This window comes from Intestinibacillus sp. NTUH-41-i26 (assembly GCF_032769475.1).
Taxonomy (GTDB): domain Bacteria; phylum Bacillota; class Clostridia; order Oscillospirales; family Butyricicoccaceae; genus Agathobaculum; species Agathobaculum ammoniilyticum.
Genome location: NZ_CP136477.1, coordinates 720,076 through 740,285, shown reverse-complemented (window position 1 = coordinate 740,285; position 20,210 = coordinate 720,076). Strand labels below are relative to the sequence as shown.

Below are 20,210 nucleotides of genomic sequence, written 5' to 3'. Positions count from 1 at the left end.
ATTTGTTAATCATTTCGAGTGTAGCTACCTGTTACTAAAACCGGGATATATGTATCAAGCGATTGAGCTGCAAGTGTTCGATGTCGCCCATCACTCTGAAATACATAATAAGAACCTACCTGCGCAACCTGGACAGGATTATTGTAATAGCTACGAATGGTATCATCTAACACTGGGTTTTGTGAAAGCTCATCCAAAGACATTCCTGACTCAGTATTTTGACGAACATCTTGGATGTGCGAAGCTCGCCTTAGAATGTTTTCTCTCGACCATCCCTCTCGACCATTCCGTGTCCAAAATCCTTCCGGGTTCCCAAGTTCTCGGTCACTGAGATAAACTCCTTCAATATCCCTTGCTCTAACGTATACGAGTTCTGGATTTTCATTTCGAGAAAAGGTATAGTTCCCGTTCTCCCAATAATCTCGATATTCTTCATAGTGATTTCCACGGGAAAAATATCGTTCAGCTGATAGTCTGTCTTGAACAAATGCAAGATTAGAACCAAAGGTATTTGACTCAAAGGTGGTTGTATCTGCACTTGATGGTGTAACAGCAAAACTACTGGTCTGAGGTGTGCTTGCAGATATTCCATTTGTAGATCCTAGTTGAACACTTTCGTATTCACTAAGGCTCTTGGCGAGTAAAGCCACATATTTTTCTGCTTGAAGCATAATTACCAATATGTCATTGAGAGCCTTGTTGCAGTCTCTTACAACCACGCCCAACTCGTTGTATTTTTTATCTTGCCATCCAGCACCTAACTGTTCATATTTCATCTTTACAGATTTTTTGGTAGTTTCGATGGAGGAAATGGAATCCTGCATTTTTTTCAGCATTGCGAATAGCTGAACGGAGTCAGCATTTACCATACTCATTTCATCACCTCCTGGCAGCGGATTTTGTGAAGTGCAAAGCGGCGATGTGTCAGGAAAGTCTGACACATCACTGCTTCGGCAAGATTTAATTTAGAGAGGAAAGAAATTGTTCCAACTCAGCAGCGGTCGGTGCAATGTACGGTTTCATCTGGTAAGTATCCTTAACACCGTCTGTGAAGTATACGCTCCTTTCTTTTTTCGTTTTGTTGGTTCATTTTCGCCAGTGTGTTCGTGTCGTTTGCTGTGACGAGAACGCAACATAGACACAAAGAAAACACAAGGGCGAGCTTGCTCGTTTATATACCCTTGTGTTTTCGACTGGATATGTTAAGGTAACAAACAGTAAATGACACGTTACAGACTGCAAAATGTACCAACTGAAAAAAGAAAGAATACCGTTGTGTGCTTTATTTCTCGATCAGCTTTTCAAACATGAGGAAAGGTTTTTATAAAAAAAGAGTAGTTACCGTTTTTTGGTAACTACTCTTTTCCTTTTTTAAGGTTTAAAGTCCTGGAAGTTTAGGTGTTTTGGGTATTGGTGGTGTAGGTAGCTGCAAGCTTTCCAATTTTTGTTGAATTGCTTTAAATTCAGGGGTTTCTTGGTGTTGATTTTGAACCATTTTTTGCTCTATTCTCTCCAAAGTCGGTTGAATTTCTTTCCCTGATACTTTACGATTTAATTCTCTTTCTAAGGTCTCTTTCGGACTAATGGAAGGCGTTTCTAAACTTGAATAGAAGTTTCACTCCTTCTCTATTATAAAGCCTTATATCGCTAAATAAGCCCGTTTTATGAAGGGTTTCTAAGCTGAAATGAACGGGTTTACACCCGGCCTTGACCTCCGCCCGCTGTCCCGCTGAATGGGTGGACAAGGCGGCCAATCCCTCAAAGTGCTTGGACGCTCTCTTTCTGATTTTGGAGCGTTTCTTTTCTAAAAATTGAAATGGGCGGGAAGCCATTTTAGGGCTTTCCCGCCTTGATTACTTTTTAGCAAAGACGGGCGTGACTGTCAACGGCGGCGCATGAAATGCGCCGTTCATCTTGACCGTTGACTGGCTCGGCTGGCTTTGCTATCTTCCTGACAAATGGGAATGTCTAAGATAGTAAAGACGTCCCACATGCAACTCTTTCTTTTATTGCGGAAACCGTATCTTTAATTGTGAATGTAGTTGTGTCTATGACATTTGATTCATATATCCCCAAACCGGAAAATTGCTCCCACATTGTTTCCACTAATTCAATATTTGTTTTTCTATCTAATTTTGAGCGTTCCACAGCTCGCTTCATAGTTTCTTTTTTACTCGCTCTTAATACAATATAGTGTACCTCGTAATCTTCTTGGGCAAGAGCTTTCCATGGCTCCAAAAACCATGGCCCGACAATCCCATCTACAATTACATCATATCCGCCACGAGCATATCGCTTTGCAGCTTCTAAAAAGGCTTCAATGACAACCAGATTTTGCTTGTTGGATTCTGGCAAATGTGGTGGTATTGCGCCTTTGCTTAAGTAATGAAAAAAGTCATCGGTGTGCATATGCACTGATTTATCCATATCTGATTCCTTTGCGACAATTGACGCAGTTGTTGTTTTTCCTGTCCCCGGTGAGCCTGTAATCACAATAATTCTTCCTTGATTCATCTGTATTTTCCCTCACAATTTGAATTTATCACTTTGTTCCTGCCTGCTCAATCATCTTCTTCGCAAACTGGTTTTCCCTGACCCTGATTGCCCACCAAGTAAAAAAGCGGTTGGCGATTCAACCGCTTTTTTACTTGAACCAATTCTTCTAAATTATCATTTAAGCGATTCTCAAACTGTTTGTCAGTAAAATTGACTATATTTGCCATATTAAGCCACTTTCTCTTTATTCAAAACTTGTTTTGAGTAACGATTCATTGACCGCCAATACTCATGAACGGCTTGTAATTCTTCTAAAGAATAATCAAAAAGATTTACACGTTTTGCAAGCTTTAATTGGTTTAATAAATTGACTTCCAATAATTGAGAGTCATTTTTATTTAATTCATGGTTCAAAACATAGTTTAATTATTTCCTCCCGTTAAATAATAGATAACTATTAAAAATAGACAATACTTGCTCATAAGTAACGGTACTTAAATTGTTTACTTTGGCGTGTTTCATTGCTTGATGAAACTGATTTTTAGTAAACAGTTGACGATATTCTCGATTGACCCATTTTGAAACAAAGTACGTATATAGCTTCCAATATTTATCTGGAACATCTGTGGTATGGCGGGTAAGTTTTATTAAGACACTGTTTACTTTTGGTTTAGGATGAAAGCATTCCGCTGGCAGCTTAAGCAATTGCTGAATCGAGACTTGAGTGTGCAAGAGCAACCCTAGTGTTCGGTGAATATCCAAGGTACGCTTGTAGAATCCTTCTTCAACAATCAGATAGATGTCAGACGCATGGCTTTCAAAAACCACTTTTTTAATAATTTGTGTGCTTAAATGGTAAGGAATACTCCCAACAATTTTATACCTCTGTTTGTTAGGGAATTGAAACTGTAGAATATCTTGGTGAATTAAAGTGACACGAGTATTCAGTTTTAATTTTTCTGACGATAAGTTGAATAGATGACTGTCTAATTCAATAGACGTTACCTGTTTACTTATTTTAGCCAGTTTCGTCGTTAAATGCCCTTTACCTGTTCCAATTTCGTAAACGGTATCGGTTTCTTTTAAATTCAATTGTTTTATTATTTGGTTGAGTACTTTTTCACTCGTTAAAAAGTTTTGAGAATATTTTATATTTTTGTTCATGTAATATCCCTTTTTATTTGCTGTGAATATTCGCTCATTTTTCTTCCTCAATAAAAACTCTACCAGCTAACCAACATTCGTCTAATTCATTTGGGAATAATTCAAGCTGGCGAATCATATAATGTGTACTTGGAATGTAATCAAAATAAAACAATAGTGCTAGATATAAACTCCATGGAATTGGGCGTGTCCGATTTTCGTAGGCACTATAAGTTTGTCGTGAAATACCAACAGCCGAAGCAATTTCTTCTTGTGATGCACCAACTTTTCCTCTGAGTGCGGGTAACTCAATCGCCAATTGAGTGGCCAAGTTCTCTTTCTCATCTTTACTAAAATTCCAAAACTGCTTATAAGCATCTCGCCCTACAAATTGAATCAATAAATCTCCTCCTGGGTATACTCTTTCGTAGAGTACATTACTCCACGAAAAAACACCGCCAAACACTGAAAACTCAGCATTATTTGACGGTGTTGACAATTTATTTGACGGCTAATAAATCAGAAAGCCGTTGCATATTTTCTCTTTTTAAATCCATGGATGGGTGTACATAGCGATTCATTGTAATATTCACGCTGGCATGACCCAATATTTCGCTGAGACTTTTTACATCGAATCCAAGCTCTATGCACCTTGTAGCAAATGTATGACGTAACGAGTGATAATTTGCGGAGGTGATTCCGCTGTTTTTCAATACCTTCTTAAAATGATTTTGCATGGTTCTTGGTTCTAATGGATTCTGATCGCTATTGGTTAGGATGTAGCCAGTAGAAGAAGCTTTGTGTGCTGTAAGAATAGTCATTAAGCCATGGGGTACTGGAATAGTACGGATGGAGCAAGCACTTTTTGGTGTGGTAACAACAATCCTTGTCTTGTATTCACTGTTGGTTCTATCTTGGATTCTCTGGAGCGTTTGATGCACGTGGATTGTGTAATCTGAGAATGAAACATCTTCCCATCGTAACGCACAAATTTCACCTACTCTGAGACCAGTGAATAAACATACTAATATACCAATATTGCAGGAATCAAGATTAGAATACAAGTATTGGCATAATTTTTCCTGTTCAGCACGACTCAAAACTCTCATTTCCTTCGTTTGACGTTTTATCTGTATAGATCGTGCGTCACAAGAAATGGCTTTCCCGTTTCGGGTGGCAAATTGTAAGACATTTCGAATTAGAGATAAAATATCTGAAACAGTTTTAGAGGAAAGTCCATTCTCCTTTAATCCACCAGAAACAAGGAAAAAATTACACTGCGTTTCAATAAACTCGTGTGTTATATCACGCAATTGTTTGCTTCCGAACACAGGAAGTATATACGAGCTGAGAAGATTCCTATATTTGTTGCTTGTAGATTCCTTCACTTTAGGACATATAGCTTGAAACCATTCCATAGCAACCTGTTCAAATTGATCTGAGCTAATTTCTGGATCGACAGTGACAGAATTACTCGTGCACGAACTTTGACTGATAAGTTTTGCCTTGACTTCTCGATATGACTTTGCATAAACATAACCGTAATTGGCTTTGCCTGTAGAAGATCGGGACTTAATGTATCTTCCTTCCCATCTGCCGTCTTTCCTTTTGTAAATATTTTCTCCTTTTCGTGCCATAAGGTACACCTCCTTCAATATGACTATAATTCTGACGGCAAATTGTGACTTTGGAACTTTCTAAGATGGATTTTTGTGCAAAACCTCGTGTTTTATGTCCCTAACATATTGACAAACAGTGCGACAATTTGTAAAATAAAGATATAAACTAAAAAAAACAGAGAAGAATGCGATTCGTGGAGTAATGTACTCTACGAATTTTTTATTTTAAAGAACCTCAAGATAGCTCATATTGTCGTCTTGGGGTTCTTTTCATTCTATCATTTAATGCAATCTGCCTATAAAATTTTATCATATTGCATTTATAAATGCAACTTGCACCCGATGTTGGTTGTTGAGATTTTTGGTACATTTTATAATGTATAGCAGAATCATACACAGCATGGAGGTGATTGAAACGCAACCGGAAATTGATTACGTTAAGATTGGTCAGCGCATTAGAGCTGCCCGACTGGAAAAGGGTTATAGTCAGGCTGATTTGGGTGCGTTGGTTGGTTGCTCGAACAATCATATGAGCCATGTTGAAGTTGGACAGACGAAAGTTTCTTTGGCAATGCTTCTAAAACTGGCATTCGTCTTGGAAAAGAACTTTGACTATTTTTTACTGGATACCCCATATGCAAAATGCGACAGCATCATTGATAATGAGATTGCTGCAAAACTGAAAAAGTGTAATGTAACAACATTGATAACCGTAGGAAAGTTGATTGATGTCTTGATTGACCAGCAAGAGATGATAAAAAAAGCGGAGCTTGATTGATATAATGAAAAAGAAGCCCATTGACGGTACAGAGTGAACTGCTATGGGGTTCTTTTTTGCAGCACAATATACTGATTCTTTAAGAAGCAAAAAGTCCACCAGTCATGATGCACTACGCATCGTACTGGTGGACTTTTTCTGTAAAGATATAAAAATAGATATTCATATATCGCCATAACCAATGTCGTTATCGTAGGCATGAAGATCTTCTTTCAGGAAATCTGCTTTACGAATATACATCGAATTTACCAGCTCTCCTTTTTCGTGGAGCAGGCTGAATTTGTAGTCTAATAATGCTGCCGGTACATAGAGCATTTTAGCCGTTTCAAAAAATGTGTGTTCCGAAAGGCATTCCAGGACTTTCCCATCTTCTAACAGAAGCTCCGCCGCAAAGAAGTTTGCTTCATTTTCTTCGATTGATCTATCATCAAAAACTTCCATTTCTTGAAAGCCGTGCATCATAGCGATTTTTGTATGCAGGACAGCGTGTCCTAATTCATGTGCGACTAATATACGCTCCAGGATACCGTTCACATTGTGATCTATCACGATATTCTTTTGTCTGGACTGGTAATAGAAGAAGCCCTTCAATTTCTTCTGTAAATCGTAATAGTGGATTTTGATACCTAACAGCTGACATAGCTCGTAAGGGTCTCTGGTGTGATATTTTCGCACAAGCTTATCGACAGTTTCAATGATATGCTCTGCCGTTTTCATTTGCTTCACCTCCGAATCGCACACAGAAAACATATTCTGTGCTTGAGGATTTTACTCTTTATCTTTATGCTTTCTGTATTTCTTCGGAGTGTACTTTTCCCGTGCTGTTTTCTTAGAGTCCATATAAACTGACATAATCGCCTGGAAGAATACATCTTTTGCGTCCTCGTCCAATTCTCCACCGGCAAACAGAGAATTTACACGACCCAACACTTCCTGAGCTTCTTTTGCTCCTTTTGAACCGAAGTTTTCCTTTGCCTCTAAAATAAACATATCCTGATCTATATGGCTCTGGCTATCCGTTTCAGATTCGTCCAAAAGATAGGACACAGAGATATGCAGTGCTTCAGCAAGTTTTCTGATGTTGCTTTTTCTGGGGAGTGTTCCGAGCTGCTCATAGGTGTAAAGGGATCTTTCGGAAATGCCGGTCATCTGGGCAAGCTCCGTTTGAGATAGGTTCATAGCCAAACGAGCTTCTTTAATTTTTTCTCCAAATGTCATGGTAGTATCCTTCCTTTCAAAAAATATTTATTCGTAACTTCCGATTATTTGTTGACAAACTTCTGGAAAATGCTATAATAAGAATCATAACAGAAGTTTTAATTCCACTTAATTATATATCGGAACTTTTATAAAGTCAAGAACTTCCGATTTCACTTCTGTTATTTTAATCAAATATCGGAAGTTATAGTCATTCTTGTCCCATGGTATTTGTTTCCCTTTAGCCAAGTGACAGGAGTTAGAAAGGAATTCTTATTTTATGGATTAGGCTGAAAGGAGATTCTGAATGAGCAGATATAATACACAGGTATTAAGCAGTATTCGAATGCTTTGCCGGATGCAGAACATTGACGAGAAGGTTCTGTATGAAAGAGCAAAGCTGATTTTATCCATATATCGAGAGGTGTGCTGGTCTACCATTGATCGTGCGAATGATGTATGTGATACCCTTATTTGTACTTACGGTGACAGCTTAGATGGTGCATTGATTTATCTGGAGAACTTTGCTCCGGATGAAGCGAGAGAACGATTTGAAGAACGCATTCGCAGCTTATTTGAGACAAAGTGGATCATTGAACTGGTAGATATGGCTATGTTGAAAATCAGAGAATATCCAGATAAAGGCGCTCTGTACTGTGAGATTATCTCAAAGGCATATCTCAACCGCTTCAAGTACAGGGAATCAGAAATGCTGGAGGTTTTGAATATGGAACGCAGCACCTACTATGACCGAAAGAAAGAAGCGATACTGTTATTTGGTCTGTCACTTTGGGGAACAGCCATTCCTAAATTGAAAGATTTCCTGGAAAGTGCCCGGGAGGAAGAAGCATTGTGTTATTGTGAATGCTAAGACAGGATTTTAGTCCGACTAAAATCCGATGAAAATACGACGGTTCCCCTACTGAAAGTCCGACTTGTCCAGTGTTAAAATGGCTATGCTGGGAGATAGCGGCATAAAATTGAATAGAGAGAGTTACGCCTCGTGCCTGTAATGGGTACGGGGCTTTTTTTATACCTGCCTATTTTCCCCCATAATTAACACAAAGGCATGAACGAGAGCTTGGAGTAATTTACTCCGGCTCTTTTTTTATGCCTGCAAGGAGGACAGGCAGATGGCAAAGGGTATTGAGAATCGGGCACGATCTCCTCCCGCTGTTTTTGATTTTGCAACTTCACAAATTCAAAAACACGGAGGAACGAAAATGTATTACGACTTGGTTGAAAGCGGAAAAAGAATTAAAGCCTTGAGAAAGGAACATGGGCTTACACAGGAACAGCTTGCGGAGCAGTTAGGTGTTGCCGCAAACACCATTGCACGAATTGAAACCGGCAACAGAGGTATCTCTATTGATTTGGCAATCGAACTGGTTGTGCGCTTTGAGACAACCCTTGATTACATATTTTTAGGTCGTGAATAACCTCAAAACTATACCTACGAGGCAATAAAAACTTGCATGAGGAACAGGTACAATTTAGATACAGCCAAAGAAAATCGGCTGCTTGATCCTTGAAAACTGAATACACAGTCATCGAATACGTTCCTGTTGCCGGTGCGAGAGCATCAGCCACATCAGCGGTACGCCGAGACGTATCGGATAGAGAAACAGAACGACTTTCTTCTATAAATTAAGCGCTTGTCTCTCTCCCGATGCCAGCGATCAATACTGGCTTGTAAATATTGGGTTGCTCCCAATACGGCCATGAAAGCAACAGGATTAAAGATACTTCTCTACGGAGCTGGCGGAGAACCCGGCAGAGGTTAGATTCCTATGGAACTGATTCGCAATCAGTCGTTCGGTGATTCCCTGAGGGCGTAAGCCCTCTTTCCCAGGGGTGCGTGGCAAATATGGGACACATAGACTTTTGGACTGACTGCCTGATTCCTTTCTGGCAGTCAGTTATTACATAGCCAACGAAAGGAGGTCATGGCACATGATGAAAGAAAATTGGGTATATTGCCGTGGTGATATTTATTGCGCCAAGCTGGACCCGGTAGTTGGGTCGGAACAAGGCGGCATCCGTCCGGTTATCGTCATTCAGAACGATACCGGTAATAAACACGCTCCCACATTGATTGTGGCAACGGTCACCACCAGAATCCATAAGAAAGCGAATATGCCGACGCACTTTGTTATTTACGACAATCCTGCATTCAAAGAAGCGTCCGTTGTTCAGCTGGAACAGATTCGTACCATTGATAAAAGCAGGATTGATAATTACTTAGGTAAGGTAACGCCCCGTGAAATGGTAGCGATTGAGAAAGCCTTATCTGTCAGCCTGGCAATGGAACAGCTGAAAAAGCGTTCCCCAAAACATAAAGCAAAGAGAGCGAAGGAGTGAACATAAATGTTTGAAGAAAGAATCGCTGCCATGAATCAGCGCACCGAAGAAGCGATGGCTGCTAACGCAGTTCAGTTTGATAAGAGAACCTATACGGTTGATGAGATTCAGGATATTCTGGGCATCAGCAGAACCAGCGCATACAACCTTGTGAAAAAGAAAGTTTTCCATAGCGTCCGCATCGGTGGCAGTATCAGAATCTCCAAAAAGAGTTTTGATGAGTGGTTGGATCATCAAATGTAAGATTTGTCAAGGGCGTCGTACAACCCGGCGACAAACTTCAAAACATATTGAGAGTTCGATAAAATGTAGCCATGACAAGAAACACATGGCTACATTTTTTACATAGGAGGTTGTACGATGGCGGAAATGAGAAAACGCACGAGTATGTCTGTTCTGGAAATGGGCAGGATGCTCGGTCTTGGTAAAACGGAGTCATACTGGCTCATTAAGAAGAATTACTTCAAAACCATTCTTGTCGGCAACACCATGAGGGTGATGATCGACAGCTTTGAAGAATGGTATGCCAATCAGTTCAAATACCAGAAGGTCGATGGAACCCCTCCCGGCGAGGAATTGAAGAAAACTACATATTCAATGGAGGAGCTTGGACAGCGCCTTGGGCTGAAAGAAGCGACTGCTTACGAACTGGTTGCCAAAGGGCATTTTGATGTGGTCGATGTCCTGGGCAAGCGCAGAGTGACAAAGGAGAGCTTTGAAAGATGGTATGCTTCTCAAACCGATTACCGCACGGTAGAGGATCAGGAACTGGATGCAGATATTATGGCATCCACCTACGGTCTGCCGGAAATGGCAAGAATGCTTGGGGTACATCGTCAGACCATTTACTATATCGTTGCCAATGAAGATTTTGAGCTTATCAAGGTTGGCAGGTATAAGCGAGCTACCAAAGAGAGCTTTGAAAAATGGTATCACAATCAGACCCGCTACCAGTTAGCGGAAGATAGACAGGAAAGGAGCTGATTACATGGCATCTATCGTTAAGAGAAAAAAGAAGTATTCTGTGGTTTATACATACACCGATGAGAACGGCAACAAGCGTCAGAAGTGGGAAACCTTTGAAACGAATGCCGAAGCAAAGAAAAGGAAGTTGCAGGTTGAATATGAGCAGGAGTCCGGAACCTTTATTCCCCCTTCTGCTAAAACCGTCAATGATCTTTTGGATGAGTATATGTCAATCTATGGTGTGAACACCTGGGCGATGTCTACCTATGAAAGCAGAAAGAGCCTGATTGCAAACTATATTCGTCCCCTCATCGGTGATATGAAGCTGGAGGATGTCACGCCGAGAATCATGGACAAGTATTACCGAGATTTGCTTTCTGTCAAAGCGGTTTCTTCTAAGTATGTAAAAGCCCGTACAGAATATCTGACTCCGCATACTGTCCGAGAGGTTCACAAGACATTGCGAAATGCTTTCAATCAAGCGGTCAAGTGGGAATTGATGACCAGAAACCCTGTGGAGCACGCTACGCTGCCGAAAGAAGAACACAAGACCAGGGATATCTGGACAGCAGAAGTGCTCCAGAAGGCTCTGGAAGCCTGTGACGATGATATTCTTCGTCTGGCTATTAACCTTGCCTTCTCCTGTTCCCTGCGAATGGGCGAGCTTCTGGGGCTTACCTGGGACTGTATTGACATTTCCCCCACCAGTATTGAACTTGGTCAGGCAAGCATCTTCGTTGAAAAGGAGTTGCAGAGAGTAAATCGTGAAGCGATGGCAGATCTGGACGGTAAGGACATCATGTTCAAGTTCCCACCGACCTTCGCCAGTACGCATACCGCATTGGTTCTCAAAACTCCTAAGACCAAAACAAGTGTCCGCAAGGTGTTCTTACCGAAAACCGTAGCGGAAATGTTGGTACAGCGAAAGGCTGACATCGAAGAACTGAAAGACCTTTTCGGTGACGAGTTCGTAGACTTCAATCTGGTTTTCTGTTCTTCCAATGGCAAGCCGATTGAGGGGCAGGTTATCAACCGTGCTTTCAATAAGCTGATTGAGGAGAAGGGACTGCCGAAAGTGGTTTTCCATAGTCTCCGACATTCCAGTATCACTTACAAGCTGAAGCTGAACGGCGGCGATATGAAATCCGTTCAAGGCGATTCCGGTCATGCACAGGTCAAGATGGTAGCGGATGTTTACTCCCATATCATCGACGATGACCGCAGACTGAACGCTGAAAGAATGGAAGCTGCGTTCTACTCAGGCAGACAGGCAACGCCTGAGCCGGTTCAACCAGCCGCAACGGAAAGCTCCGCTGATGATAAAGAACTTCTTCTGAAGCTTCTGCAAAATCCGGAAATGGCAGCACTCCTGAAGTCGCTGGCAAAAACATTATAGTAACTGCAAGGGCAGATCCTTTTACATAGCTACAATAGCTGTAAAAGGGTCTGCCCTTATTTTTTTGTTATGGAGGTCAACGAGTATGGATAGAATCTTTATGGACGAGTATTACGAGCATCTGAGAGCTGACAATATCGAGGCATTTTCCAAGGAAAGGAACGACGAATATGTTGGCAGAGCTGAGGAATACAAAGCAGCAAAGTCGGCATTGCTTGAAGGATTGGGACTTGAGCATTTGTTTGACCATAGCCATGAACTGACTCCGAAAGAGAAAGAAATATGGATGCTGTTCGATAGGGTTGATGTAGCAGAGCTTCTTGCAAGGGATGCTTTTGCCAAGGGTGCTTATATGCTCGGCGCTGAGGATAGAGAGATTATGCTGAAATAAAAAAAGACCTGCTTCGGCGGGTCTAAATTACATAGAATCATTGAGTCTGAAAAACCTTTGAAATTCTTAATAATTCTGGTTGAAAAATTCATTTTGAAATGATATATAAAACAGACTGAAATCTGTGTCTAAGGACACCCGCACCCTCACACGAGAATGAATAGGATTTCCTATCATTTCGCATCACGAGAAGTTACATAGTGACATTTACTTGCACTTGCAACGTCCACCAAAAATCGAAAGACTTGCTAATTTCGAGCCAATCGGACGGTGTAAAATCCCTCTGAATTAGCTATCACAGCGTAGTATCAGATGGGATTTGAAATGCTGAAAAACCTTGTATTTCCAAGCATTTTTAAGCATTAGATGCCACTTCCCGATGTCGTATCGGGTCTACTCCTAAGCGGAACGTCGCAGGTTCGATTCCTGTCGGGGACGCCAATCTGCATGCCGTGCCGCGGTCCTTTGTCTGCATAGGGCCGCGGCACTTTCCTTTTGCGCCCTTGACAAGCCCGCCCCCACTCCGTATAATGACAGAAACCGCAATCCTACACATCACTGTTCAGGAGGAGTTCTATGCTGTTGCGATACCGTTTTTCCCTATTGAGCGCCGTGCTCGCGCTCGCACTGTCCCTTGGTGCCTGCGCCCCGATGGAGGATGCCGGCACCGCGCCGCAGGCGCCTGTCTCGGACACGGACACTGCGCCCAATGAAACGCCCGCGGATGATTCTCAAGCGTCGGCCGGCGTTATGAGCCGCTTTACCGCCACCGACCTGGAGGGCGTCGAGGTTGACCAGTCCATTTTCTCGGACTACAAGCTGACGATGGTCAACGTTTGGGCTACGTTCTGCACCCCGTGCATCAACGAAATGCCCGACCTCGGCGAACTGGCGGCCGAATATAGCGATCAAGGCGTGCGTATCGTCGGCCTGGTCCTGGACACCCTGGATTCGGACGGTTCGATCAGCGAAAGCCAGGTGGAGACGGCGAAAGAGATCGTGGACCAGACTGGCGCGGACTACCTGCACCTGCTCCCCTCGCCCGACCTGTATCATATTCTGTCCGACATCACCGGCGTACCGACCACGTTTTTCGTGGACAGCACAGGCGCGCAGGTGGGTCATGCTATTGTCACCGCGCAAAGCAAGGATGCGTGGATCGAAACGATTGACAGCATGCTAGCGGAGGTGGAGGCGTGAGCTTTCTGCGGCGCAACCGGATAGCGGCGGCGTTAATGCTGGCCGCCGTGGTGTGCCTCGCGCTTGGCGTATGGCGCGGGGAAACCGAAACCGTTTTCCGCAAAGCGGTTATGATTTGTATGGAGTGCATCGGCCTTGGGTAGACTGCGGAAGCATGCGCGCATGCTCGTCCAGCTCGCCTTTACCGCCCTGACGAACGGTTACGCCGCCGGCTTTGCAAAGGGCAGCATTTATAAAGGACCTGGAAAATTTATCTGCCTGCCCGGCCTGAACTGCTACTCCTGCCCCGGCGCGCTCGGCTCGTGTCCGATCGGTTCGCTACAGGCGGTCATCGGCAGCCGCAGCTATCGATTCTCCTTTTATATCGCCGGCTTCCTACTCCTGTTCGGCGCGCTGTTCGGCAGGCTGGTATGCGGCTGGCTGTGTCCGTTCGGGCTGGTGCAGGACCTGCTGTATAAAATCCCCTTTGTCAAAAAGCTGCGCCGCCTGCCCGGCGACCGCTGGCTCAAATATCTGAAATACGTCATCCTTGCAGGCTTTGTCATCGTGCTGCCCCTGACCGTGCTGGATATTGTCGGGCAGGGACAGCCTTGGTTCTGCAAATACATCTGCCCCTCCGGCACGCTGTTCGCGGGCATCCCGCTGATTGCCTCCAATCCTCCGCTGCGAGCCGCGCTCGGCTGGCTGTTCACCTGGAAAGCCGCGATCCTTGCCGCTCTGCTGCTGCTTTCCCTGCTGGTATACCGGCCGTTCTGCCGTTATCTCTGCCCGCTCGGCGCCATATACGGGCTGTTCAATCCGGCCGCGCTCTACCGGTTCCGCATTGACAAGGAAAAATGCACGGGCTGCGGTGCGTGCCAAAAGGCGTGTAAGCTGGATATCCCGATCCACCAGACGCCCAACAGTCCGGAATGCATCCGCTGCGGGGACTGCCGGCGCGCCTGTCCGCACGGCGCTATCTGCACCGCAAACCGGCGCGCGGCCAGACCTTTCGGGAAAACGCGGACGTGACCGGTCCCATCCGGTCTTTTCCGGCAGGCACTATTTTTTACAGTTCCTCTCTGATTTTTCATTGTCAAGCGTCGGGCAAATGTGCTATAATACCAAGGCGATAAAAAATTACAGGGGGTATTTCTGTGACTGCTGTATACGTCATTCCAATCACTGCCGTCGATCCTGACGACAGCAAGTCCCGCGCCCGCATCGCCCCCAACCGGCTGGAATGGATTGACCGCCGGCGCGGCACAGCGCGTATACAGAGCTTCGCGGCCATGCTGCTGCTCGAGTACGCGGTCGCGCAACATTTCCCCTGGGTGGTTCATCCGCTTGCGGTTTCCATCGCGGAGGGCGGTAAGCCTTACCTGGTTTCCGAGCCCGGCATCCATTTCAGCCTGTCCCACTCCGGAGACTGGGCGGTGTGCGCGATCAGCGACCATCCGGTTGGCGTGGATATCGAATGGTGCGATCCCAACCGCCGCGATATCGCCTCCCGCTTTTTCCATAAGGATGAGATCCGCTATCTGAATTCGCTGCCCCCCTACGCGCGGACCGACGCGTTTTATTCGCTCTGGACGCTCAAGGAAAGCTTTGTCAAATCCACCGGCCGCGGCCTTGACCTGCCTCTGCGCAGCTTCTGCGTCAAATTACGCTCCAATACCCGCCCTCAGCTCGACTGTCCGGATATGGAGCGACCCTATTCCCTGTTCCTGCCGCCGTTCTCGGCCGACCGTTCCTACCGGCTGGCCGTCTGCATCCAGCAGGCGGGCGCGGAAGATCCTGTCCTGCACATTCTCGACTAAACTGCAAGCAGTGGCTTTGCCGCTGCTTTTTTTATCCCCAAACATCCAGAAAGCGGGCCGGCGCTATTGCGCCGGCCCGCTTTCCGTTCTGCCGCTGTTTTATTTTCCCTGTTCATACGCCGCCCGCACCGCGGCGGCGAGCTGGTCGGAGCATGAGGTCCCCTTGCCGCCGCAGCTGATGCCTTTGAAATATCCTTCGATCTGCGCGACGGTCATTCCCTCGACCACGCGGCTGATCGCCTGCAGGTTGCCGTTGCAGCCACCGAGGAAGGATACGTTATGCACTGTGTCCCCTTCCAGGTCAAACGATATTTTCATTGGGCAGACGCCCCGCGGCCGGTAATCATAATGCTGCATTTTTCCTGTCCTCCTCAGAGCAGGGTACGGATATGCGCCGCCGCCTGCTCGAATGTATGCACCTCGGTATAGGGTCGGTCGTCGTCCGGCCGCGGCAGGTGTGTCCAGTTGAGCCACACGCCCGCGATGCCGACATCGGTCGCCCCCTGCACATCATGCCGGAAGTTATCGCCCACCATCACAGCCTCCCCCGCCAGGCAGCCGCACTTCTGCAGCGCCAGCCAGAAGATCGGAGAGCCGGGCTTATCCATGCCCGCCTCCTCGCTTGACACCAGATAATCGATCCGGTCGGCAAGGCCGAGATATTCGAGCTTTTCCATCTGAATATCCGCCAGCATATCCGTACAGACCGTGGTCTTAACGCCCGCACGCCGCAGCTCTTCCAACAGCGCCGGCACGCCCGGCCGCAGCTCCATTTTAGAGAGGACCGCGTCCCAGTAGACGCGGTGCAGGGCGCGGGCGTATTGCACCGCGTTTAGCCCCATCCGCTCCAGCGCACCCTGCGCGAACAGCACGCGGTCATGTGTGGGCGGCATGCCCGGCTGCTGCCGCGCCAGCTTTTTGCGGTACCATTTGAACTGCCGCGCGAACTCCGCGCCCGAAGCTCCGGTGTGTTCCTCCACCCAGGCGGCCATACGCTCGTATGCGTAGGCGTCGCACGCCTGGAAGCTGCTGTACAGCGTGTCGTCCAGATCGAAAAATACTGCTTTTATTCCCATGTTTCCCTCACAAAAGTTTTTCGTTGTATACGGCGCGGCTACCGCCCACAAATTTCGGCCGGCGGCGCGCGCAAAGCAGAACCGCCTCCCCAATCTGCTTGACTGCAATGCGGAGCGGCACGACAACCGGCTTAATGTGCATACCAATCAGCGTCCCGCCGATGTCCATGCCCGCGGACGCGGATTGACGCAGGCTGTCCACCGCCACCGGATCGCTCAGGCGCTTGTAGGCCGTGGTCGCAAACGATCCGCCCGCTTTTGGCTGCGGGACGACATTCACTTCATCCAGCCGGAAGCGCTCACAGGCGGCGCGCTCGACCACGAGCGCCCGATTCAGATGTTCGCAGCACTGTGCCGCCAAGTAAACGCCACGCTCCCGCAGCACCCCGTAAATGCCCTCGAACACCGCCTCGGCGACCTCCACGCTCGAGTGGGTGCCGATCTTTTCCCCGCACACCTCGCTTGACGAGCAGCCGACCACGAACAGATCTCCCGCGCGCAGCCCCGCCGCGTCGCACACCAGAGCGGCCGCTTTTCCAGCCTGCTCCCTGATCTCAGAAATCTCCATGCTTCATGCCTCCTTTTTTCATAGTATACCACATTCCCGTCCCACTTTCACCGTCTTTTTTCGCGCGGCATACAATGGGATTGAGGCAAGACCTCAAACTGTTTTACGAACAAGGAGAAACCGCATATGAATCAGCCTAACAACCAGACGGATCAGATGCTGCCCGCAGACAGCATCGATCCCCGTCTGCTTTCGCTTGCGATGGCGTTCGTACCGTATCAGAGCTTTGAAACGCCCTATGAGCCGGCGCTTGCGTTCAGCCGCGGCACGATATTCCCCTCGCTCGACAAGCCCTTCCTCGGAGAGGAGGCGGTTCCGAGATGACCGAACGGGAAAAGCTGCTCAACCGTGTCCGGATGTATGACTTCGCGCTCGTCGACGTGATCGAATACCTGGACGGCCATCCGAAAAATACCGCCGCGCTCGCTTATTACAGCGAGATGCGCACCGCGTTCGATAAAGCCGCCGCCGAATACGAAGACGCATTCGGCCCCCTGACCGCCCGCGAGGTCGACACCCGCCCGGGCTTTTGGCGCTGGATCGATGAAGCGGGACACACGGCATACCATAGTTCCTAAAAGTATACTTTTTCAAAATACAGCTTCTTCCACGTAAAAAGATTTGTTTTGGCAAAATAACATTCTGTTATCCATAACAGAATGTTATTTTGCCAAAATAACGCTGTTATGCTTGGAAAAAGCTGTATTTTGAAAACGTATGCTATAATAAACTCGATTATTTTCAGCTTCACAGGAGAATGGGATATGCAGTTACTACATTTATATTATTTTAAGCTCTTGGCTGAGAATGAGCATCTGCTCAACACCGCAAAGATAATTCACATTTCCCCGCCGGCGCTGAGTACGACCATCTCCCGTCTGGAGGATGAGTTGCAGGTCAGCCTTTTCGACCGCGTCGGGCGCAAGATTAAGCTCAACGAAAACGGGAAAATTTTATATATCCATGTATGCAATATCTTTTCCGAACTGGATAATATCAAGCGCGAACTATCCAAGACCGCGACCTCCCAAAAGGATATCGTATATGTGGGTGTCTCCGCGCAGTCGCTCTGGACCGAAGTCATCAGCTCCTTTATGAAGGCGCATCCCTCGGTTACCATCAAGCATGCTTCCCTGACGCTCAAGGAATTACAGGATCCCGACGCGCTCGGACAATACGACCTCGTTATCACTGATGTCGGCGACATCACCAATAAGGCTTGGGAGCATGAATTTATTGTTGAAGATCCGCCCGCGCTTTTGGTAAACTGCGATCACCCATTTGTCCAAAAGGGCGCGATCTCTTTGGCGGAGGCACGGGATGAACCGTTTATCGCATTATCCAAGGGCTATTCCTCCCGCGCCTTTTTTGAAAACGCCTGCAAGCAGTCCGGCTTTATTCCTCGAATCGTGGCGGAGGTGGACTACATCTTACGCACGCAGTTGATTGAGAATGGCTACGGCATTGCATTCAGCAGCGTCCTCGGCGCGCGCGCCATCCATTCTTCGCTGGTGCGGATGGTACGCGTCAAATACCCTCCCAACCCCAGAATGCAGACCGTGTTCTGGAAGTCCGGCGTCGCTCATTCCGATACCGTACTCCAATTCCGCGACTACCTGATCGACTTTTACCAAAACAAGGCGCAGCGCGGCATATGAGAAACGCAGGTCCGGCTTATGCCGGGCCTGCGTTTCTTTTGGGGAAAATAGGGGCAAAACCTGCTTCTCCTTTTGGAAAAGCCGATATGGGCAAATTTGCGCTCCGCCGCCCGTCAGAACGTATAAAGTACAGGAGATAGGAACGCGGCTACAAGCATCAGTATGATACACAGCGGGCCGCCTATTTTGACATAGTCCATGTACTTGTAACCAGCCGGCAGGGTCTGGGTGCATGCGGGGGTACCGACAGGCGTTGCACACGCCAGATTCGTAGCAACTGCACCGATCGCAATTACAAACGGGATCGGGCTGATACCCAGTTGCATGGCGATCTCAATGTAGATCGGGGTCATCATCGCTGCCAGCGCCGTATTAGACATAAAGTTCGTCAGCACGGTGGTAACAATGACGCCTACCACCATCAACACCGCCGTGGATGCATTCTGGCCGCCGAACAGATTCAGCACGAACTCCGCGATCACCTTGCCGCCGCCAGAGACGTCCAGGCCCTTGGCAAAGCCCTGCGCCGCCGCGAGAATGACGATGGTGTTCCAGTCCATTTCCGCCAGTGTTTTCTTCAAAGGCATGCAGCCGGAAACAATCAGGATCGTCGCACCCAGCAGACCGATGATGCCAACATCCAGATAGGGATCGAACGCGTCAAAGCCTGTCAGAATGAATCCGACAATGCACAGCAGCAGCACGATGACCGACATTTTCCCTTTCCACGCTGGAATCTTATCGGTTTCCTCGTCGCCCGATTTCTCCGCCAGCTCCGCATAGTAATTGCCTTTGTCAAAATCCGGACTTTCCGGTTTCAGCACCTTTTTGCAGAGCGGATAGCCAATGGTGGCAAAATAAATAATCATGATCAGGCACATGGGCAGCATGAGTTTGGTCTGGTCAAACAGTCCAAGGCCAGCCTCGTAGCCCTCATAGCCCATCAGTACGGAATTGGCGGTAAGCTGCGATGTGGAGCCGACCAGCGTAGCCGCACCGCCGATCGCTGACGCCATGCCTGCCGCTATAATAATCATTTTGGAGCGAACCACACCATGCGATTTTGCCGCACAAGCAGCAATCAGCGGCATCCACATTGCGATCGTACCGGAATTGGACAGAAATGCGGACATAACGGTACAGCAAATGACGACCACAACCATGAACAGCCGCTCGTTTTTAGCTACTGCGCTGTTGCTGATCGCACGGCCGATCTTATTGGCCATACCGGTTTTGAACAGGGCGTCGCCAACGATACACATACCGGCGACCATCATTACGGTCGAACTGGAAAAACCGGAATATACGTCCGAGAGCTTCATTTCCGGCAAAATAATCCCCATTGCCAGAGAAGCGATCATCGCTGTCATGGCCAACGGGATTTTTTCCAAAACAAAGGAAATAATTGTAATTATTGTGATAATTATTGCTATTGTGCTGGAGGGCATACAGACTTCTCCTTTCTACCACCCAATTCTGTAAAATGGGAGCGCAAACCTGCGAAGCGTTTGAGTCAGAGGACGTCTCCTCCAGTCACACATGCATGCTACATTGTCAAAATA

Annotated in this window: 28 protein-coding genes; 15 read left to right on the top strand and 13 right to left on the bottom strand. The window is 46.8% G+C overall.

Annotation, left to right across the window (positions count from 1 at the left end; translation table 11 throughout):
- Positions 1-5: 5 nt before the first annotated feature.
- The 7 genes from RX717_RS03655 to RX717_RS03625 form a co-directional block, all read right to left on the bottom strand.
- A complete protein-coding gene (locus RX717_RS03655; RefSeq protein WP_002578944.1) occupies positions 6-875 on the bottom strand; it encodes a hypothetical protein in 870 nt (289 codons plus the stop codon).
- Positions 876-1,968: 1,093 nt separating this feature from the next.
- Positions 1,969-2,514 (bottom strand): AAA family ATPase, encoded by a 546-nt coding sequence (locus RX717_RS03650; protein ID WP_002304402.1) that lies wholly within the window; start codon positions 2,512-2,514, stop codon positions 1,969-1,971.
- Between the two features lie 47 nt (positions 2,515-2,561).
- Positions 2,562-2,723, bottom strand: coding sequence for a hypothetical protein (locus tag RX717_RS15915; RefSeq protein ID WP_002304403.1), 162 nt, complete (start codon positions 2,721-2,723; stop codon positions 2,562-2,564).
- Position 2,724: 1 nt separating this feature from the next.
- On the bottom strand, positions 2,725-2,874 hold the full coding sequence (locus tag RX717_RS03640; RefSeq protein ID WP_022797284.1) for an antitoxin: 150 nt from the start codon (positions 2,872-2,874) through the stop codon (positions 2,725-2,727).
- 48 nt (positions 2,875-2,922) lie between these two features.
- Positions 2,923-3,660 carry a 23S rRNA (adenine(2058)-N(6))-methyltransferase Erm(B) gene (erm(B), locus tag RX717_RS03635; protein ID WP_002292226.1) on the bottom strand — a complete coding sequence of 246 codons (738 nt, stop codon included), beginning with the start codon at positions 3,658-3,660 and terminating at the stop codon, positions 2,923-2,925.
- A 34-nt stretch (positions 3,661-3,694) separates the two neighbouring features.
- Positions 3,695-4,039, bottom strand: a complete 345-nt coding sequence (locus tag RX717_RS03630) for a helix-turn-helix domain-containing protein (RefSeq protein WP_198957774.1) — start codon at positions 4,037-4,039, stop codon at positions 3,695-3,697.
- Between the two features lie 100 nt (positions 4,040-4,139).
- A complete protein-coding gene (locus RX717_RS03625; RefSeq protein ID WP_002304408.1) occupies positions 4,140-5,276 on the bottom strand; it encodes a tyrosine-type recombinase/integrase in 1,137 nt (378 codons plus the stop codon).
- Between the two features lie 382 nt (positions 5,277-5,658).
- On the opposite strand from RX717_RS03625, the gene RX717_RS03620 reads away from it, so the two are divergent.
- A complete protein-coding gene (locus RX717_RS03620; RefSeq protein WP_002578940.1) occupies positions 5,659-6,036 on the top strand; it encodes a helix-turn-helix domain-containing protein in 378 nt (125 codons plus the stop codon).
- 162 nt (positions 6,037-6,198) lie between these two features.
- On the opposite strand, the gene RX717_RS03615 is transcribed toward RX717_RS03620, so the two are convergent.
- Together RX717_RS03615 and RX717_RS03610 are read right to left on the bottom strand one after the other, a co-directional pair.
- Positions 6,199-6,753: an ImmA/IrrE family metallo-endopeptidase gene (locus RX717_RS03615; protein WP_002304410.1), complete on the bottom strand. Its 555-nt coding sequence runs from the start codon at positions 6,751-6,753 to the stop codon at positions 6,199-6,201.
- A 51-nt stretch (positions 6,754-6,804) separates the two neighbouring features.
- Positions 6,805-7,254, bottom strand: a complete 450-nt coding sequence (locus RX717_RS03610; RefSeq protein WP_002304411.1) for a helix-turn-helix domain-containing protein — start codon at positions 7,252-7,254, stop codon at positions 6,805-6,807.
- Between the two features lie 286 nt (positions 7,255-7,540).
- Here RX717_RS03610 and RX717_RS03605 point away from each other — a divergent pair, with 286 nt between their 5' ends.
- The 11 genes from RX717_RS03605 to RX717_RS03555 all read left to right on the top strand — a co-directional run bounded on the left by RX717_RS03605 (position 7,541) and on the right by RX717_RS03555 (position 15,346).
- Positions 7,541-8,104, top strand: coding sequence for a hypothetical protein (locus RX717_RS03605; protein WP_002304412.1), 564 nt, complete (start codon positions 7,541-7,543; stop codon positions 8,102-8,104).
- A 262-nt stretch (positions 8,105-8,366) separates the two neighbouring features.
- Positions 8,367-8,672 (top strand): helix-turn-helix transcriptional regulator, encoded by a 306-nt coding sequence (locus RX717_RS03600; protein ID WP_002304413.1) that lies wholly within the window; start codon positions 8,367-8,369, stop codon positions 8,670-8,672.
- 517 nt (positions 8,673-9,189) lie between these two features.
- Entirely contained in the window at positions 9,190-9,594 is a 405-nt protein-coding gene (locus RX717_RS03595) for a type II toxin-antitoxin system PemK/MazF family toxin (RefSeq protein WP_002304415.1), read from the top strand.
- Between the two features lie 6 nt (positions 9,595-9,600).
- Positions 9,601-9,837, top strand: a complete 237-nt coding sequence (locus tag RX717_RS03590) for a helix-turn-helix domain-containing protein (protein WP_002304418.1) — start codon at positions 9,601-9,603, stop codon at positions 9,835-9,837.
- A 117-nt stretch (positions 9,838-9,954) separates the two neighbouring features.
- Positions 9,955-10,578 carry a helix-turn-helix domain-containing protein gene (locus RX717_RS03585; RefSeq protein WP_002304420.1) on the top strand — a complete coding sequence of 208 codons (624 nt, stop codon included), beginning with the start codon at positions 9,955-9,957 and terminating at the stop codon, positions 10,576-10,578.
- 4 nt (positions 10,579-10,582) lie between these two features.
- The gene (locus tag RX717_RS03580; protein ID WP_002304423.1) at positions 10,583-11,956 is read left to right on the top strand and encodes a site-specific integrase; all 1,374 of its coding nucleotides are present in this window, start codon (positions 10,583-10,585) and stop codon (positions 11,954-11,956) included.
- An 85-nt stretch (positions 11,957-12,041) separates the two neighbouring features.
- Entirely contained in the window at positions 12,042-12,347 is a 306-nt protein-coding gene (locus RX717_RS03575; protein WP_002304425.1) for a hypothetical protein, read from the top strand.
- Between the two features lie 576 nt (positions 12,348-12,923).
- A complete protein-coding gene (locus tag RX717_RS03570; protein WP_186950121.1) occupies positions 12,924-13,547 on the top strand; it encodes a TlpA family protein disulfide reductase in 624 nt (207 codons plus the stop codon).
- Positions 13,544-13,690, top strand: a complete 147-nt coding sequence (locus tag RX717_RS03565; protein ID WP_054327901.1) for a CD1871A family CXXC motif-containing protein — start codon at positions 13,544-13,546, stop codon at positions 13,688-13,690. The genes RX717_RS03570 and RX717_RS03565 overlap by 4 nt, the downstream gene beginning before the upstream one ends.
- A gap of 19 nt (positions 13,691-13,709) precedes the next feature.
- A complete protein-coding gene (locus RX717_RS03560) occupies positions 13,710-14,558 on the top strand; it encodes a 4Fe-4S binding protein (protein WP_054327902.1) in 849 nt (282 codons plus the stop codon).
- Positions 14,559-14,683: 125 nt separating this feature from the next.
- Positions 14,684-15,346: a 4'-phosphopantetheinyl transferase family protein gene (locus RX717_RS03555; RefSeq protein WP_054327903.1), complete on the top strand. Its 663-nt coding sequence runs from the start codon at positions 14,684-14,686 to the stop codon at positions 15,344-15,346.
- A 99-nt stretch (positions 15,347-15,445) separates the two neighbouring features.
- Here the strand turns inward: RX717_RS03555 and RX717_RS03550 are convergent, their stop codons facing one another.
- From RX717_RS03550 to RX717_RS03540, 3 genes are read right to left on the bottom strand one after another with little or no spacing between them, the layout of a single operon-like run.
- Entirely contained in the window at positions 15,446-15,703 is a 258-nt protein-coding gene (locus tag RX717_RS03550; RefSeq protein ID WP_054327904.1) for a TIGR03905 family TSCPD domain-containing protein, read from the bottom strand.
- A gap of 14 nt (positions 15,704-15,717) precedes the next feature.
- Positions 15,718-16,422, bottom strand: coding sequence for an HAD family hydrolase (locus RX717_RS03545; protein ID WP_054327905.1), 705 nt, complete (start codon positions 16,420-16,422; stop codon positions 15,718-15,720).
- Positions 16,423-16,429: 7 nt separating this feature from the next.
- Positions 16,430-16,990 carry a TIGR01440 family protein gene (locus RX717_RS03540; protein ID WP_107630940.1) on the bottom strand — a complete coding sequence of 187 codons (561 nt, stop codon included), beginning with the start codon at positions 16,988-16,990 and terminating at the stop codon, positions 16,430-16,432.
- 126 nt (positions 16,991-17,116) lie between these two features.
- Between RX717_RS03540 and RX717_RS03535 the strand changes: the two genes are divergently transcribed.
- From RX717_RS03535 to RX717_RS03525, 3 genes are all read left to right on the top strand, one after another.
- Positions 17,117-17,314: a spore coat associated protein CotJA gene (locus RX717_RS03535; RefSeq protein ID WP_054327907.1), complete on the top strand. Its 198-nt coding sequence runs from the start codon at positions 17,117-17,119 to the stop codon at positions 17,312-17,314.
- Positions 17,311-17,568, top strand: a complete 258-nt coding sequence (locus RX717_RS03530) for a spore coat protein CotJB (protein WP_107630941.1) — start codon at positions 17,311-17,313, stop codon at positions 17,566-17,568. Before RX717_RS03535 ends, RX717_RS03530 begins: the two co-directional genes overlap by 4 nt.
- A gap of 186 nt (positions 17,569-17,754) precedes the next feature.
- Positions 17,755-18,648: a LysR family transcriptional regulator gene (locus tag RX717_RS03525; RefSeq protein WP_107630942.1), complete on the top strand. Its 894-nt coding sequence runs from the start codon at positions 17,755-17,757 to the stop codon at positions 18,646-18,648.
- Between the two features lie 113 nt (positions 18,649-18,761).
- Here RX717_RS03525 and RX717_RS03520 read toward each other — a convergent pair whose 3' ends face one another.
- Entirely contained in the window at positions 18,762-20,096 is a 1,335-nt protein-coding gene (locus RX717_RS03520) for an SLC13 family permease (RefSeq protein WP_107630943.1), read from the bottom strand.
- Positions 20,097-20,210 lie beyond the last annotated feature (114 nt).

What these genes read in the sequence shown, in the direction of transcription:
- RX717_RS03655 (WP_002578944.1), bottom strand. Translation starts at nt 875, where the DNA reads ATGAGTATGGTAAATGCTGACTCCGTTCAGCTATTCGCAATGCTGAAA.
- RX717_RS03650 (WP_002304402.1), bottom strand. Translation starts at nt 2,514, where the DNA reads ATGAATCAAGGAAGAATTATTGTGATTACAGGCTCACCGGGGACAGGA.
- RX717_RS15915 (WP_002304403.1), bottom strand. Translation starts at nt 2,723, where the DNA reads ATGGCAAATATAGTCAATTTTACTGACAAACAGTTTGAGAATCGCTTA.
- RX717_RS03625 (WP_002304408.1), bottom strand. Translation starts at nt 5,276, where the DNA reads ATGGCACGAAAAGGAGAAAATATTTACAAAAGGAAAGACGGCAGATGG.
- RX717_RS03620 (WP_002578940.1), top strand. Translation starts at nt 5,659, where the DNA reads ATGGAGGTGATTGAAACGCAACCGGAAATTGATTACGTTAAGATTGGT.
- RX717_RS03615 (WP_002304410.1), bottom strand. Translation starts at nt 6,753, where the DNA reads ATGAAAACGGCAGAGCATATCATTGAAACTGTCGATAAGCTTGTGCGA.
- RX717_RS03610 (WP_002304411.1), bottom strand. Translation starts at nt 7,254, where the DNA reads ATGACATTTGGAGAAAAAATTAAAGAAGCTCGTTTGGCTATGAACCTA.
- RX717_RS03605 (WP_002304412.1), top strand. Translation starts at nt 7,541, where the DNA reads ATGAGCAGATATAATACACAGGTATTAAGCAGTATTCGAATGCTTTGC.
- RX717_RS03600 (WP_002304413.1), top strand. Translation starts at nt 8,367, where the DNA reads ATGGCAAAGGGTATTGAGAATCGGGCACGATCTCCTCCCGCTGTTTTT.
- RX717_RS03595 (WP_002304415.1), top strand. Translation starts at nt 9,190, where the DNA reads ATGAAAGAAAATTGGGTATATTGCCGTGGTGATATTTATTGCGCCAAG.
- RX717_RS03590 (WP_002304418.1), top strand. Translation starts at nt 9,601, where the DNA reads ATGTTTGAAGAAAGAATCGCTGCCATGAATCAGCGCACCGAAGAAGCG.
- RX717_RS03585 (WP_002304420.1), top strand. Translation starts at nt 9,955, where the DNA reads ATGGCGGAAATGAGAAAACGCACGAGTATGTCTGTTCTGGAAATGGGC.
- RX717_RS03580 (WP_002304423.1), top strand. Translation starts at nt 10,583, where the DNA reads ATGGCATCTATCGTTAAGAGAAAAAAGAAGTATTCTGTGGTTTATACA.
- RX717_RS03575 (WP_002304425.1), top strand. Translation starts at nt 12,042, where the DNA reads ATGGATAGAATCTTTATGGACGAGTATTACGAGCATCTGAGAGCTGAC.
- RX717_RS03570 (WP_186950121.1), top strand. Translation starts at nt 12,924, where the DNA reads ATGCTGTTGCGATACCGTTTTTCCCTATTGAGCGCCGTGCTCGCGCTC.
- RX717_RS03560 (WP_054327902.1), top strand. Translation starts at nt 13,710, where the DNA reads ATGCTCGTCCAGCTCGCCTTTACCGCCCTGACGAACGGTTACGCCGCC.
- RX717_RS03550 (WP_054327904.1), bottom strand. Translation starts at nt 15,703, where the DNA reads ATGCAGCATTATGATTACCGGCCGCGGGGCGTCTGCCCAATGAAAATA.
- RX717_RS03545 (WP_054327905.1), bottom strand. Translation starts at nt 16,422, where the DNA reads ATGGGAATAAAAGCAGTATTTTTCGATCTGGACGACACGCTGTACAGC.
- RX717_RS03540 (WP_107630940.1), bottom strand. Translation starts at nt 16,990, where the DNA reads ATGGAGATTTCTGAGATCAGGGAGCAGGCTGGAAAAGCGGCCGCTCTG.
- RX717_RS03535 (WP_054327907.1), top strand. Translation starts at nt 17,117, where the DNA reads ATGAATCAGCCTAACAACCAGACGGATCAGATGCTGCCCGCAGACAGC.
- RX717_RS03530 (WP_107630941.1), top strand. Translation starts at nt 17,311, where the DNA reads ATGACCGAACGGGAAAAGCTGCTCAACCGTGTCCGGATGTATGACTTC.
- RX717_RS03525 (WP_107630942.1), top strand. Translation starts at nt 17,755, where the DNA reads ATGCAGTTACTACATTTATATTATTTTAAGCTCTTGGCTGAGAATGAG.
- RX717_RS03520 (WP_107630943.1), bottom strand. Translation starts at nt 20,096, where the DNA reads ATGCCCTCCAGCACAATAGCAATAATTATCACAATAATTACAATTATT.